The 13,111-nt window shown below is 64.0% G+C and carries 14 protein-coding genes; 3 read left to right on the plus strand and 11 right to left on the minus strand.

Features of this window, described 5'->3' with window-relative positions; genetic code table 11:
* The first annotated feature begins 84 nt into the window (after nucleotides 1-84).
* The gene (locus FJ414_RS17870; protein ID WP_140645677.1) at nucleotides 85-1,224 is read left to right on the plus strand and encodes a hypothetical protein; all 1,140 of its coding nucleotides are present in this window, start codon (nucleotides 85-87) and stop codon (nucleotides 1,222-1,224) included.
* Nucleotides 1,225-1,248: 24 nt separating this feature from the next.
* Here FJ414_RS17870 and FJ414_RS17875 read toward each other — a convergent pair whose 3' ends face one another.
* From FJ414_RS17875 to FJ414_RS17900, 6 genes are all read right to left on the minus strand, one after another.
* Nucleotides 1,249-2,055, minus strand: coding sequence for an RNA methyltransferase (locus FJ414_RS17875; RefSeq protein WP_140645678.1), 807 nt, complete (start codon nucleotides 2,053-2,055; stop codon nucleotides 1,249-1,251).
* A 55-nt stretch (nucleotides 2,056-2,110) separates the two neighbouring features.
* Complete coding sequence (locus FJ414_RS17880) at nucleotides 2,111-2,449, minus strand: metalloregulator ArsR/SmtB family transcription factor (RefSeq protein WP_140645679.1); 339 nt, start codon at nucleotides 2,447-2,449, stop codon at nucleotides 2,111-2,113.
* Nucleotides 2,450-2,607: 158 nt separating this feature from the next.
* Complete coding sequence (locus tag FJ414_RS17885; RefSeq protein ID WP_140645680.1) at nucleotides 2,608-3,378, minus strand: HugZ family protein; 771 nt, start codon at nucleotides 3,376-3,378, stop codon at nucleotides 2,608-2,610.
* A gap of 36 nt (nucleotides 3,379-3,414) precedes the next feature.
* Entirely contained in the window at nucleotides 3,415-4,602 is a 1,188-nt protein-coding gene (locus FJ414_RS17890; RefSeq protein ID WP_140645681.1) for a CaiB/BaiF CoA-transferase family protein, read from the minus strand.
* Nucleotides 4,603-4,608: 6 nt separating this feature from the next.
* Nucleotides 4,609-5,370, minus strand: coding sequence for a 3-hydroxyacyl-CoA dehydrogenase (locus FJ414_RS17895; RefSeq protein WP_140645682.1), 762 nt, complete (start codon nucleotides 5,368-5,370; stop codon nucleotides 4,609-4,611).
* A gap of 27 nt (nucleotides 5,371-5,397) precedes the next feature.
* Nucleotides 5,398-6,003 carry an N-acetyltransferase gene (locus tag FJ414_RS17900; RefSeq protein WP_140645683.1) on the minus strand — a complete coding sequence of 202 codons (606 nt, stop codon included), beginning with the start codon at nucleotides 6,001-6,003 and terminating at the stop codon, nucleotides 5,398-5,400.
* A 308-nt stretch (nucleotides 6,004-6,311) separates the two neighbouring features.
* On the opposite strand from FJ414_RS17900, the gene FJ414_RS17905 reads away from it, so the two are divergent.
* Nucleotides 6,312-7,298: a glutathione S-transferase family protein gene (locus FJ414_RS17905; RefSeq protein ID WP_140645684.1), complete on the plus strand. Its 987-nt coding sequence runs from the start codon at nucleotides 6,312-6,314 to the stop codon at nucleotides 7,296-7,298.
* 21 nt (nucleotides 7,299-7,319) lie between these two features.
* Here FJ414_RS17905 and FJ414_RS17910 read toward each other — a convergent pair whose 3' ends face one another.
* Together FJ414_RS17910 and FJ414_RS17915 are read right to left on the minus strand one after the other, a co-directional pair.
* Complete coding sequence (locus FJ414_RS17910; protein ID WP_140645685.1) at nucleotides 7,320-7,904, minus strand: ABZJ_00895 family protein; 585 nt, start codon at nucleotides 7,902-7,904, stop codon at nucleotides 7,320-7,322.
* Nucleotides 7,873-8,376 (minus strand): NUDIX domain-containing protein, encoded by a 504-nt coding sequence (locus FJ414_RS17915; protein ID WP_140645686.1) that lies wholly within the window; start codon nucleotides 8,374-8,376, stop codon nucleotides 7,873-7,875. The genes FJ414_RS17910 and FJ414_RS17915 overlap by 32 nt, the downstream gene beginning before the upstream one ends.
* 170 nt (nucleotides 8,377-8,546) lie before the next feature.
* On the opposite strand from FJ414_RS17915, the gene FJ414_RS17920 reads away from it, so the two are divergent.
* Nucleotides 8,547-9,482: a metallophosphoesterase gene (locus FJ414_RS17920; protein WP_140645687.1), complete on the plus strand. Its 936-nt coding sequence runs from the start codon at nucleotides 8,547-8,549 to the stop codon at nucleotides 9,480-9,482.
* On the opposite strand, the gene FJ414_RS17925 is transcribed toward FJ414_RS17920, so the two are convergent.
* The 3 genes from FJ414_RS17925 to FJ414_RS17935 all read right to left on the minus strand — a co-directional run bounded on the left by FJ414_RS17925 (nucleotide 9,472) and on the right by FJ414_RS17935 (nucleotide 13,045).
* Nucleotides 9,472-10,092: a hypothetical protein gene (locus FJ414_RS17925; protein ID WP_140645688.1), complete on the minus strand. Its 621-nt coding sequence runs from the start codon at nucleotides 10,090-10,092 to the stop codon at nucleotides 9,472-9,474. The two genes, FJ414_RS17920 and FJ414_RS17925, sit on opposite strands and share 11 nt — an antisense overlap.
* 159 nt (nucleotides 10,093-10,251) lie before the next feature.
* A complete protein-coding gene (locus FJ414_RS17930) occupies nucleotides 10,252-11,055 on the minus strand; it encodes an alpha/beta fold hydrolase (protein ID WP_140645689.1) in 804 nt (267 codons plus the stop codon).
* Between the two features lie 202 nt (nucleotides 11,056-11,257).
* A complete protein-coding gene (locus FJ414_RS17935; protein ID WP_140645774.1) occupies nucleotides 11,258-13,045 on the minus strand; it encodes a tetratricopeptide repeat protein in 1,788 nt (595 codons plus the stop codon).
* Nucleotides 13,046-13,111: the final 66 nt, after the last annotated feature.

Genomic DNA, 13,111 nt, shown 5'->3' on the forward strand with positions numbered 1-13,111 from the left:
AAACTCTTGCCGCGGCGTTGAATTTCCGCCATGCCAAGGTGGCACAATCCAGCGATTGCCGCTCCGTAAAGTGGATAGCACGCCTTGGTCCAGTCGGTTCTGTTCTTCGTACTCGGTTTCCTTTGCGCCGTTTTTCTGGTGTCGCTGGTCGCGCCGGCGGTCTGGCGGCGGGCCGTCGTCCTGACGCGCAGGCGCCTCGAGGCTTCGCTGCCGCTGACGCCAGCCGAAATCCAGGCGGACAAGGACCGGGTCCGGGCGGAATATGCCATGACGACGCGCCGGCTGGAGATAACCGTCAAGAACCTTCAGGAGAAGGCGGCCGAACAACTGGTGGAGATCGGTCGCGGGCGCGAGGCCCTGAAGGGACTGGCGGTCGAAAAGAAGGACAAGAACCAGGCGCTCTCCGATCTACAGGCAAAGAATGCGGAGCTCAGGCAGCGCGAGGAGGATCTGCACCGGCTGTCGGAAAAGCACGTACAGACGGAGCGGGCGCTGGAAAAACGCGCGCTGGAGTTGCAGAAGCTCGAGCAGATGTATGACGACGCCAGCTTCTCGTCCTCGAACCGCCAGATCGAACTGGTTGCCCGCGAATCGGAGCTGGAAAAGCTCGCCAGCGACATTGCGTTGCTCAAGGGCCAGCGCAAGGAGGCGGACCGGCGCAACCAGGAGATCGCGTTGGAAAGCAACGCCGCGCGCGCAGCGTTGAAGGCGGAGAAGAAGAAAACGGCCGAGCTCGACAAGAAGGTCGAGCGGCTGCTTGCCACGCTTGCCGACCGCGAGGAAAAGCTCGACCGGCGCGAGAAGGATCTCGCTCGAATGCGCGAACGTTCGAAGGAGAGCGCCGCGAACGGCGTCGCGCAGCTGGCTGCCGGCACGGATACGAAAGGCGACAATGTCGACAAGGCGATCGCCAGGCTCGAGGGCGACCGGGAACGGCTGGAGGCAAGGCTGACGGCGCTGGCGCGCGAGAACAAGCGGCTGAAAACCGATCTTGCAGCCTCCGGGACGGCAATGCCCGAAGCGGCGGGCGACGCGCGCTCCGGCGCCGGCCTTCGCGAACAAATGAACGAGCTGGCCGCCGAGGTGGTCAATCTGACGATGAAGCTGGACGGGCCGGACTCGCCTATCGCCAAGGCCCTGGCGGGCGAAGGGCAGCAAAATGGGCGCGGCGTCAGCCTGGCCGACCGGGTGAGGGCTTTGCAGAAGGCCGGCTCGGCCAACTGAACGACACGACCGCCGTTATTCAGCCTATGCGTCGCCGGCTTTCGAAAAGCGATGCAGGGCTATTGCCGATGCGGCGGCGACGTTCAGGCTGTCGAAGCCTTCCGCCATTGCGATCCTCACCGTTTGCAGCCGGGCAAGCAGATCCCGGGGCAGGCCTTCGCCTTCGGTGCCGAGATAGAGCGCCAGACGCGCCGAGCGCTCCGCGGCGCGGATGTCGATGTTTCCGCGTGGCGAGAGCGCGAACTGGCTGAAGCCGAGCCGATCGAGCGTCGCGGTGAAGGTTCCGGTATCGCCGAAGGTGGCGAAGGGAACCTTCAGCGCCGCGCCGACCGAAACACGGATTGCCTTGCGGTAGAGCGGATCGCAGCACGTCCGGTCGAGCAGCACCGCGCCCGCGCCGAAGGCGGCCGCATTGCGGAAGATCGCCCCCATATTGTCGTGATTGGATATGCCGACCAGGACGACGGCCAATGCGCGCCGGGGCAAGGTCTCCACCAGAATCTCGGCGGGCGCCGGATCGCCACGCATGCCGATCGCCAGGATGCCGCGATGCATGTGGAAACCGGTGATCCGGTCCATGACCTCACCCGCGGCGACATAGACCGGAAACTCGGGACGCGCCTTGCGCAAGATCTCCTGCACGCCCGCCAGCCTGTTTTCGAGGATGAGGGCCGATTCGGCGGCGAAGCGCCCGCTCGACAACAAGAGGTCCAGCACCACCTTGCCTTCGGCGATGAAGCGGCCATGCCGGCCGGCGAGATCGCGCTCGCGGATATCGAGATAGGCGGCGACGCGCGGATCCTGGGGATCGTCGATGGGGATGAGGTTCATGCAAATCTCGCCGGCAAAAAATGCCAGCGAGGTAAGAGGCTTTGGATGGCGCGGGTCAAGCCCCGGCGCGGCGCAGCCGATAGGCCATCTGGGAGAGGTCGCCGTCGCCGAAAATGCCTTCCAGCATGCGCAGCAATTCGCGCACCGCCTCGGATTTGCAGGAATAGTAAATCATCTGGCGGTCGCGCCGGGTTTCGACGAGATCGAGCGCCCTCAGCTTGGCGAGATGCTGCGACAGCGCGGATTGGCTGAGTTGCACCTTCTCGGCGATGGCGCCGACCGACATTTCATCGTCGATCAGATGGGCCACGATCAGCAAGCGCTTTTCGTTGCCCATGAGGGTGAGAAAGGCGGCCGCCGATTCCGCATTGGCGATTAGCTTATTTGAGATCATAGATCCCCCAAGGGTCTTGGCTCATCCAGGCGCCAGGGGGCAATGGTGCCTGATTCCGCGATGTTCAGATGTCGATGGGCGCTGCTGAATCAGCGTCACTACAAGGGTAGATCATTTCGTCCAAATCTCAAGCGTTGCTTTCGCCGCAGCGCGATCAACTATCGCTCTTGCTCCGCGGCGCGTCCCGCCTTTGCCATCTCGACAAGCGCCGAACGCAATTCGCGCGCGCTTTGCAGAGACCGGGGAAAGAAAATCCTGCAGGTCGCATCGGCGGCGGCGAGATCCATGCCATCGGGATCGAAACCGGTGGCGATCCAGCCGTCGCCTTCGGCGCGGCCGAAATGACGGGCATAAAGGGCAAGCGCGTCGCGATGGTCGGCATTCATGTGATCGAGTGCCGCCTGTTCGCTGCCGGCGAACTCCTCGACAAGCGTGCCGCCGGTGATGAGATCATCGCGGTCGAGAAGAAAGGCCTTGCCGAAGCCGCCGTTCAGGCTGGCGCGCTCGAGCTCGAGCCGGAAGAACGAGAAGTCGCCGAGCCCGGCATAGAGCCTCGCCTTCGGGTTGCGGTTGAGGTAGCGCCGCTCGGCGCGGATCTGATCGGTCGATCCCCGCTCCAGCCGCAGGGCCCGGCATGCCAGGCTGATGCGCGGATGCGCCAGCGGATCGCCCTTGCCGGGTTCGCCAAGCAGCAGCGAACAGCGCGGATCGGCGAGCAACGCACCGGTATGCGCGGACAGCATCGAGATCAGGATCAGCGGCGCGCCGTCGATGTCGGTGGCGACGCCAACCCTGCTTGCCAGCGGCGCGCCGGTGCCAGGCTCGATCGCCGCGAGCGCGCCGAAACGCGCAGCGCGGATCAGGGTTTTCGCCAGCCTGATCGCCTCTGCGTCGGTCTCGCGGATGACGTCCTTCTTCGGTTCGGTCACAAGCGCACCCGAGATAAGCTGATTTTCGTTCTCCGGTTATCGACCGAATACACCCGCCTTTGCAAGCGCCCCGATCTCCTCGTCGCTCAAGCCGAAACGGGTCAATATGCCTGAGGGCTCGCGATCGGCGACGGCCGGAGCTGCGGCAAGCGCTTGTGCGCCTTGCGAGAAACGCGGCGCCGGCGCCGGGCGATCGAGTTCGCCGGACTTCACGAAGCTTTGCCTGGCGCGATTGTGCGGATGGTTCCTGGCTTCGACCAGGGACAGGACGGGCGCCACGCAGGCGTCCGTCGCGGCGAAAAGCTCGGCCCATTCGTCGCGCGTCTTTGCCTCGATCCGGCCGGCAATGGCGGCGCGCATCGCGGGCCATGACGACTTGTCGTACTGGCTGCCGACAAAATGCCCGTCGAGCGGCAGCAGCCTGGCGAATTCGTCGAAGAAGCGCGGTTCGAGACAGCCGACGGCAACGTGCCTTGCGTCCGCCGTCTCATAGGTATCGTAGAAAGGCGCCCCGGAATCGAGCAGGTTCTCGCCGCGCCTGTCGCTCCACAGACCCGCCGCCATATAGGCGTGAATGGGTGCGGCGAGCATCGAGGCTCCCTCGATCATCGAGGCATCGACCACCTGGCCCTTTCCGCTGCGTGAGCGCTGGAAGAGAGCGGCGAGCACGCCCGCGATCAGCATCATGGCGCCGCCGCCTTGATCCGCGACGAGGTTGAGCGGCGGCACCGGCGGCGCGTCCTGCCTGCCGACCGCGTGCAGGAGGCCCGCATAGGCGAGATAGGTGATGTCGTGCCCGGCTCGCCCGGACAGCGGCCCGTCCTGGCCGAAGCCGGTCAGGCGACCATAGATCAGCGCCGGATTGCGCTGGAGAACGACATCCGGTCCCAGCCCGAGCCGCTCCATCACGCCGGGGCGGAAGCCTTCGACGAGCAAGTCGGCCTGTGCCGCAAGGCGCAGCACCAGTTCCGCGCCCGCCGGGCGTTTGAGGTCGAGCTTGAGGATGGAACGGCCGTGGCGGTCGAGATCGTATTCTTGCGGTAGGCTCAGGAGCGGCTGGCCAGCGTCGGCACGTTCGATGCGCAGCACCTCGGCGCCCATCTCGGACAGCATCAGGGCGGCAAGCGGCACCGGACCGAGCCCAGCCATCTCGATCACTTTGAGGCCAGCGAGCGGGCCGGTCTTTCCGGCGGCAGCACCGGCGCCTGTCGGCGAGCCATTCATCCTCGCTTATTTCGGCGCCATGCGGATGGCGCCGTCGAGGCGGATGGTCTCGCCGTTCAGCATCTGGTTCTCGACGATGTGGAGGGCAAGCGCTGCATATTCCGACGGCTCGCCGAGCCGCGGCGGGAAGGGCACGGAAGCGCCGAGCGAATCCTGCACTTCCTGCGGCATGCCTGCCATCATCGGCGTCTTGAAGATACCGGGCGCGATGGTGCAGACGCGAATGCCGGAGCGGGCGAGATCGCGCGCCACAGGCAGCGTCATGCCGACGACGCCGCCCTTGGAAGCCGCGTAGGCGGCCTGGCCGATCTGGCCGTCATAGGCGGCGACGGAGGCGGTGTTGACGATGACGCCGCGCTCGCCGCCGGCGAGCGGATCGAGTTTCGCCGCCCGGTCGGCGACGAGGCGGATCATGTTGAAGGTGCCGATCAGGTTGATCTCGATCACCTTGCGGTACTGGTCGAGCGGATGCGGTCCGTCCTTGCCGATCGTCTTCACGCCGATGGCTATGCCGGCGCAATTGACCAGGATGCGCGGCGGCCCAAGCTTTTCAGCCACTTCGGCGATCGCGGCGGCAGCGCCGTCGCCGCCGCCGACATCGCATTGGACGGCAATGCCGCCGATGTCGGCCGCGACTTTCGCCGCGCGCTCGATGCCCACGTCGAGGATGGCGACACGGGCGCCCTTGGCCGCCAACGCGCGCGCCGTCGCCTCGCCAAGGCCCGATCCGCCGCCGGTGACGATCGCGATCTGGCCGTTCGGGTTCATGCAAGCCTCCCAGGATTTCGAATTATGCTACGAGGCGCGCAAGGGAGGCGCAACCGCCATAGCCGGATCGATCGACGACTGCGCCGTGGCAGCCGACCGCGCCAAGGCCGGCGCAAGTTCGGCAACCCTCGCCGTATTGGCGTGACAGACATCGCCGGCAAAGCGAGCGACGGCCCCGGGCTTGATTTCGTGATGCAGCAGGCGGTCGAGATCGACCGGGCGCGGCATGGTGATCTGCCCGCGCGGAAAGCGCTTGAAGCCCAGCGGCCCATAATATGGCTCGTCGCCGACCAGGATCACGGCCGGCGCGCCGGCTTTCCTGGCCGCCTCCAGCGCGATCGCCACCAGCTTGCGGCCGATGCCGAGATTCTTGTAGGCGGGGCGCACCGCAAGCGGGCCGAGCATCATGGCGCGACCGGCGCCAGCGGCCACGCGCGTCATGCGCACGGAAGCGATGACCGTGCCGTCCTTGACGGCGACGAAGGACATCGAGCGGTCATGTCCGCCGGCCTCGCGGATCTTGTAGGCGGCAAGCACGAAACGACCCGGGCCGAAGGCCTCGTCGTTGATGGCTTCGATTTCAGGGTCATGCGCCGGGGTTTCCGGCAGGTATTTCACGTCGGCAAGGCTCATGGTCTTTGCGTTCCGGTATACGAGGAAGGTTTGCTGCAAGCGGCAGCGTTCGCCAGTCAGCGCTACTTAAGCGCGGGCGCCCTTTCGTCGTCGGTCGAACCGGATCGAGGCAAAGTCGAACATGGGCGCCTCCGCTAGCACCAATTCTGCGCCACTGCAATCGGTGCTTTCCGGCTTTCTTTGCCTCGCACGGCGAACTTGTCCGTCTCCGACCGGTTTCGTCATTTGACGAACTGTTCAGTGCCTGAGGGCTTCGCCGGCCCGGTCATCAACCTAGATAATCTCCAACCGCAAGGGAGATTTTTCGCATGGGATTGCTGATCGAAGGCAAATGGCAGGATCGCGCGCCGAACACCGACAGCGGTGGGCGGTTCGTGCGGACGGAGTCGCAATGGCGCGACTGGATTACGCGCGATGGCAGGCCGGCCGAAGGGCGCGCACGCGGCTTCAAGGCGGAACCCGGCCGCTATCACCTCTATGTCTCGCTCGCCTGCCCATGGGCGCATCGCACACTGATCTTCCGTGCCTTGAAGAAGCTCGAGGGCATCATTTCGGTCTCCGTGGTGCATCATTTCATGGGCGAGAACGGCTGGACCTTCAAAGCCGAGGACGGCGCCACCGGCGACACGCTCTACGGTCTCGATTTTCTGCACCAGATCTATGCCAAGGCCGATCCGGCCTATTCAGGCCGCGTGACGGTGCCGGTGCTGTGGGACAAAAGGCAGCAGACCATCGTCAACAACGAGTCCTCCGAGATCATCCGCATGCTCAATTCCGCCTTCGACGAATGGGGCGATGCCGGTCTCGACTTCTATCCGGCGGCGCTGCGGGCGGAGATCGACAAGATCAACGCGCTGGTCTATCCGGCGATCAACAACGGCGTCTATCGCGCCGGCTTCGCCACCGCGCAGAAAGCCTATGAGGACGCGTTCGGCGAATTGTTCTCGGCGCTCGATACGATCGAGGAGCGGCTTTCGAACCAGCGCTATCTGGCCGGCGAACGCATCACCGAGGCCGATTGGCGGCTGTTCACGACGCTGGTTCGTTTCGATCCGGTCTATGTCGGCCACTTCAAATGCAATTTGCGCCGCATCGCCGACTATCCGAACCTGTCGAACTATCTGCGCGATCTCTATCAGGTGCCCGGCGTCGCGGGCACGGTCAACCTGCATCACATCAAGGCGCATTATTACGGCAGCCACGGGTCGATCAATCCGACGGGAATCGTTCCGGCAGGGCCTGAGCTTGATTATGCCGCGCCGCATGACCGGAACAGGTTCAGGAAGGCGGCTTGAAATCCATCGACCGCGAGCAGGTTATTGAAAGGGCTCCGCATCGAGTTGAGCCCGTCTGCCGCGGTTGGCCTTCAAAAACCTTTTGCCGAACCGTTTGTTGAAGCCGATGGCGTTGATGCAAAAACCAAACAGCGCAAGTATTGCCAGAACCATTACCCAGGCTCCGACGGAGAACTGTTCCAAGCTCGCCGGCGCGATGCCTACCGCCATTGAAAACAGCAGGCAAACCATTGAAAACAGCAGCGATGCGACTGTCGAAAATATGACTATTTTCCAGTACTCGTTTCGCTCAAAAAGCCTTCCGTGTCGTTTTATGAATGCCCAGTAAGAGAAAGAGGTGGATGCGAATACTATGGCTAGATTAACGGGTGTTGCCGTGGCTGACTCCATGGATGGAACCATATACACAAAGGCGATCCATGCGAGATACAATACGATTGTAATAGTAATGTAAATTCCAACGTAGCGCCAAATATTCACCGTTTCCATGTTGTCTATGAGCATCATATTTCCCCGCGTTTCAGAAATGATAGAGTCTTGAATTTCAAACGCAAGAAAAATCGCCGCGATCAAGTCACCAGTAGTGGGATGGTAATTCGGCTCCAAGAGTTTCAGCGATCCGTCGAAGTGTCGCCGGCGTCGTATTTTCCGGCAAACGATCGAGCGGAAAGAAAGCCGCCTCGGCGATCTCATGGTCGGGCAGTTTCGGCGCCGTCTGGCGGAAAGCTTCGATCAGATAAAGGCCGACATGATCGCGCTTGCTGGGGCGGCGGTTGAAATGCATCGATTTCAGCACCGGCGGCGCGGTCAGAGCGATATTGCCTTCCTCGGCCAGTTCGCGCGCCAGCGCTTCCTCGAGAGTTTCGCCGACCTCGACGCCGCCGCCCGGCAATTGCCAACCGGGAACATAGGTGTGGCGGATCAGGAAGACGGAGTTGGAGGCGCGGTCATAGACCAGCCCGCGCACGCCAAGCGTCATCGGGCGGCGCAACAGGAAGTAAAAATGGAACAGCCTTGCCCGCAACCCCGGCCAGCCGGTCTGGCGGAATGCCTCTTCCGAATCGGTTCGGCGATTCATCCAACGATCCCCAAGCAGATGTTCGTGGGTTGCCCCACGAACATCTGCTTGGCTTTCCTTGTTTTTCGCAGGTTCTGACCGCAAAGCCGTGGGACACTTTTGCGGAACCTGCTTGGGCGAACAGCAAACGGTGAGTGGAAAGCCTTGCCGGCGTCGCTTAAGAAGGGGCCATGTTCAGGCTCGCGCATATTTCCGATGCTCATCTGGGACCGCTGCCCGATGTAACCTATCGCGACCTCGCGTCCAAGCGCGTGCTGGGCTATGTCAACTGGCAGCGCAATCGCCGCCGCCATATGCATGACGCGGTGATCGACACCATCGTCGCCGACATCAAGGCCGGCGCGCCCGATCACCTCGCCGTCACCGGCGATCTCGTCAACCTGGCGCTCGACGGCGAGATCGAGATGGCCAAGCATTGGCTGGAGACGCTCGGATCGCCGCATGACGTCTCCGTGGTCCCCGGCAATCACGACGCCTATGTGCCAGGCGCCTTCGACAAGGTCTGCCGGGCGTGGGCTCCCTGGATGACGGGCGACGGCGTCAACAGTCCGGTCGACCGCAATTCCTTTCCGTATCTGCGCGTGCGCGCCAATGTCGCGCTGATCGGCGTCACCACGGCGCGCGCCACCGCGCCCTTCATGGCCAACGGCTTCTTCATGGAGGGGCAGGCCGAGCGGCTCGGCAAGATCCTCGACGATGCGGCGAAACAAGGGCTGTTCCGCGCCATCATGATCCATCACCCGCCGGTGCGCGGCGCCGTACCGCAGCATAAGCGGCTGTTCGGCATCGCTCGCTTTCACAAGGTCATTCGCCGGCATGGCGCGGAACTCGTCCTGCACGGCCATTCGCATCTGCCGTCCTTGTTCACCATCGGCGCACGTGGCGCCAAGGTGCCCGTGGTCGGGGTTGCCGCCGCAGGCCAGGCACCGGGCGGCAAGCATCCGGCCGCTCAGTACAATCTGTTCGAAATCGACGGCGAAAAAGGCGACTGGCGTCTCCGCCTGATCCGGCGCGGCCTGACGGGGCCGGCGCTGCCGCCTTCGGATCTGCAAACGATGGATCTCGACGTGCCGGTCGTGAAGGACCGTGAACTCGTCAGAAGCTGATCTTCATGTGCACGATGCGATCCCAGAACAACGCCAGCGAAACCGCCAGGCCGACAAGGGCGCCGGCGGCGATCAGGCCGAGGCCGGCGAAGAACGTCGTCCAGCCATTGCCGCGGCGGGTTTCGGATAGGATCGGCGGCTCCGCTTCCTTGACCATGGGGCGATGCAGGCCCGGAACGGCGCTCTCCATGCTCCCTTCCATCATGCGCTGCCGCTCGACGACACGTTCCGCTACGTAGCGCGTCACCGCATCGGCGACGGCTTTCAGCTCGGTCGATTCGGCCAGCACCACGCGGCCTACGCGCGTATCCTTGAGGAATCGATAGGTGCGGCGGTCGCGTCCCATGGCGACGTGGCTCACCGCGTCGATCCATAGCCGCGGCTGCAGGCCGGACGAGACGGCGAAGTCGAAGCTGTCCATGTCGGCCGGAACATCGGCAAAGACCGGGGCGAGCTCGGTTGCCAGAAGATCGAGGCGCATGCGGTGCGCGTCGCGCATCTCCACAATCACATCGTCGCGGTCGGCAAAGGCGTTCTTGATGTCGCGTACCGCATCGGCGAGCTTCCGCGACGGCTCGATCGGGGTGATTTTGTCGCCTGCATCCTTCATGGCGGCTGCCTCGTTGTTGGTTAACAGCGAGTTAACACAATCGCGGGCAAAATGCACTGCCGACGACGAGCCGTGCGACTGCTGCGGTCCGGCGGAAGCGGGTTACGGATATTTTTCCAGGTCGGTCCGGAAGAGCCAATCCCGCAGGACAATCAGCGATCAGCTCGCCGCCGCGCCCAGAGGCGGACGCAACCGTCTGCCGTGCCGGCGGGTGTTGCGACGCACGATTTCGGCAATCAGGTCCGGAGCCTCCTCGACCAGCATATGACCCGCGTCAAGAACATGGTGCAGGTGGAAATGCGACGGCAGCGCCTCGGCCTGCTCGACCGGCAACAGCGGATCCTCCGCTCCCCAGACAACCATCACCGGCATGTCAAGCGTATCCATCTGTGCGCGGGGGATCACTCCTTGCCGGTCATCCCTTGTCATCGCGGCCGCCATATCGATCAGGGTCTGCAACTGGCCCGGCCGGGTGCGCATCCGGCACAACGCATCCACCACGTGGTCGGGCGGCGCGCTGCGCGGACCCGACATGGCCGCAAGGCTGGCGCGGACCTGCTTCCTGCCGGCCGCAGCGGCATAGCGGCGCAGCAAGGCTGCGTTGACCTCCGGGCCGAAGCCGCCGGGCGCCAACAGAGTGAGCGAGGCAACCCTGCCGGGGTCGGCAAGCGCCATCAGTGTCGCGATCGCGCCGCCCATGGAGTGACCGACGAGGTGGACCTTGCCTAACTGGCGCGCGGCAAGATCGGCCAGGATGGCCCGCGCGGCCGGCTTGGCGCCGCCCATGCCTTCGCATTCGAGTGATTGTCCATGGCCCGGCAGATCATAGGCCAGCACTCTCGCCTCCGCCGCCAGCGAGGTCGCGACGTCACGCCAGATCTCACTACAGGCTCCGAAGCCGTGCAGAAGGACGATCGTCTTCGGACCAGCGCCGCCCACGGCGGCATAAGGGAATGGAAGCATGAAAATGGAGCGGTGAAGAAGACAGGCAGCAATTTCAAATTGTGGCTGAATTGCTCCCGATCCAGACCCATGGCCAGTAAAATTTTCGCGACCGCGGCGCCGTCAGGCGTTCGACGCGCAAGCATGTCCTAATACTTGCTGGACCACAGCATCATACTTCCGCTCCGGCGATCGTGTGGCCTAAACACAGGCGCGGAGTGGATTAGCTCGGGTTGCCGATCCCGGCGGCCCGCAGGGACTGCACCAGCCGGTCGGTGAGATCGGCGGGGTATTTGCGGTCGACGAATGTCGCGCGCGGGTCGGCGGCGAATTTCGGGAATTCGGCGGTGAGCTTGTTGGCAAGCTCGCCCGCCAGCTTGTCGCGGCCTGAAATCCTGGCGCCGATCAGGCGCGCGGCCAGGTAGTGCGGCTTGGATGCGGTCGTGCGTAAAGATTCGCTGGTGACCGCCGCCTTTCTCATATCGCCCTGCATGAAGGCTCCGATGAACAGGCCATAGTCCCACCAGGTGGGATGGCCGCTGAAGGCCTCGACCGCGTGGCCCAGGATTGGCGTTCCCTCATCATATTTGCCGGCGAAGATCAGACCGTAACCATAGCCGGCGGCCATGCCGAGATCGTACGGGTTGAGTTCGTAGGCCTTTCGCATCCACCGGATCGCTTCGTCGGTGTTGCCGAGACGCGAGTTGAGGTAGCCGAAGGCGAGATGCGCATGCGGGCTCATCGGCCCCATCTGAACGGCGCGGTGGGCAAGCGACATGGCCTTTTCCAGCGAAGCGCCGGCGGGATAGGCGTAGTGGTTGGTGACAGCTTCCGTATGAAGCGAGGCCAGTTCCGCGTAGACAAGCGACGATTTGGTGCCTTCGCTGACCAGCTTCTCCAGGCAGCGATACGCAGCCTCGTGGGTCGCGGCGCTCATGTCGAGATAATAGCGGTCGTCGAGCACCAGGCATCCGATCTGGCTGGTCCGGATGTCGCTCTGGTCAATGTAGCTGTAGATCGCGCCCGACGCGGGAACGGTCGAGGTGAGAAGGCTGGCGATGTTGCTTTCAACCGCACCGGAGGCGCTCTCGGCCGATGTCAGGTTGCGCGACAGGAGAACCCGGCCGGTCGCGACGCTCTGCAATTCCACCGTGACGTCGCCGGCAGCAGGCCCGGGGACAATTTCGAAAACGAAACTGATTGGATCGGCGGACCGATCGCGCGTCGAATCCGGGTCACGCCCGATGAAATCGATGGTGTCGAAACCGGCAAGCCCGGCGCGCAGCGATGACGCGACGCGAGCTGCTTCCGCTCCATCCGCCTTCATCGCAATGTAGATCAGCGGCAGCGAGTCGAATGCCGGCTGGGCGGCGGTGCCAGCCAGGCGCGCCGTTTCGACTGTCGCGGTCGTGTCGCCGCCGTTGAGGAAGGCACTGCTTTGACGCGCGATGAGCACGCCGAGCATGACAATGACCAGGACCATGGCAGCCCAGAAGAACCGCAGCTGCCGCGTGAGCGACTGGGCAGGTGCCGCGGGCGCCATGAGCGCTACAGGCTCACCGAGCGTCGGGCCATGGAGATATTCGGCCGCGGCCGGAGCAGCGTTGGCAGATGCGCCTGATCGTGCGATGGCGCCAGAGGCGGACCTGGCGTCGCCAGGCAGACGGATTGCATTCAGCTCATAGGAAGGGACATAGCCGCCACGCGGAATCGCGATGCGCACGGGCTCGGCGACACCTTCGTTGGCGAAGTACTGCTCGAGGAGCTCGCGCAGGCGGCCGGCCTGGACCCTGACCACGGCATCGGTGGAGGCATCGAAATCGCCGTCCTTGCCGAAGACGTCCATGGCGATGGAAACGCCTTTCAGCCTGTCCGCCTCGCCGGCCTGCTCGCGTTCGACCAGATAACGTAATAGCCTGCGGGCACGCTCGGATCGTCCGAACGTTTCGCTGGCTAGCAGTCGCTCCAATGTCTCGCGCACTGCGGGGGCGGCAGGCGGGGCATGCTCCAAGTGTCGAACCTTTCGAAGTCGGCACAGGTTAGGGCGCGATAATATAGCGCTCGCGCCGGCGCACAA

It is taken from the genome of Mesorhizobium sp. B3-1-6 (assembly GCF_006439555.1).
Classification (GTDB): Bacteria; Pseudomonadota; Alphaproteobacteria; order Rhizobiales; family Rhizobiaceae; genus Mesorhizobium.

What these genes read in the sequence shown, in the direction of transcription:
- FJ414_RS17905 (WP_140645684.1), top strand. Translation starts at nt 6,312, where the DNA reads ATGGGATTGCTGATCGAAGGCAAATGGCAGGATCGCGCGCCGAACACC.
- FJ414_RS17920 (WP_140645687.1), top strand. Translation starts at nt 8,547, where the DNA reads ATGTTCAGGCTCGCGCATATTTCCGATGCTCATCTGGGACCGCTGCCC.
- FJ414_RS17915 (WP_140645686.1), bottom strand. Translation starts at nt 8,376, where the DNA reads ATGAATCGCCGAACCGATTCGGAAGAGGCATTCCGCCAGACCGGCTGG.
- FJ414_RS17925 (WP_140645688.1), bottom strand. Translation starts at nt 10,092, where the DNA reads ATGAAGGATGCAGGCGACAAAATCACCCCGATCGAGCCGTCGCGGAAG.
- FJ414_RS17880 (WP_140645679.1), bottom strand. Translation starts at nt 2,449, where the DNA reads ATGATCTCAAATAAGCTAATCGCCAATGCGGAATCGGCGGCCGCCTTT.
- FJ414_RS17875 (WP_140645678.1), bottom strand. Translation starts at nt 2,055, where the DNA reads ATGAACCTCATCCCCATCGACGATCCCCAGGATCCGCGCGTCGCCGCC.
- FJ414_RS17900 (WP_140645683.1), bottom strand. Translation starts at nt 6,003, where the DNA reads ATGAGCCTTGCCGACGTGAAATACCTGCCGGAAACCCCGGCGCATGAC.
- FJ414_RS17895 (WP_140645682.1), bottom strand. Translation starts at nt 5,370, where the DNA reads ATGAACCCGAACGGCCAGATCGCGATCGTCACCGGCGGCGGATCGGGC.
- FJ414_RS17930 (WP_140645689.1), bottom strand. Translation starts at nt 11,055, where the DNA reads ATGCTTCCATTCCCTTATGCCGCCGTGGGCGGCGCTGGTCCGAAGACG.
- FJ414_RS17890 (WP_140645681.1), bottom strand. Translation starts at nt 4,602, where the DNA reads ATGAATGGCTCGCCGACAGGCGCCGGTGCTGCCGCCGGAAAGACCGGC.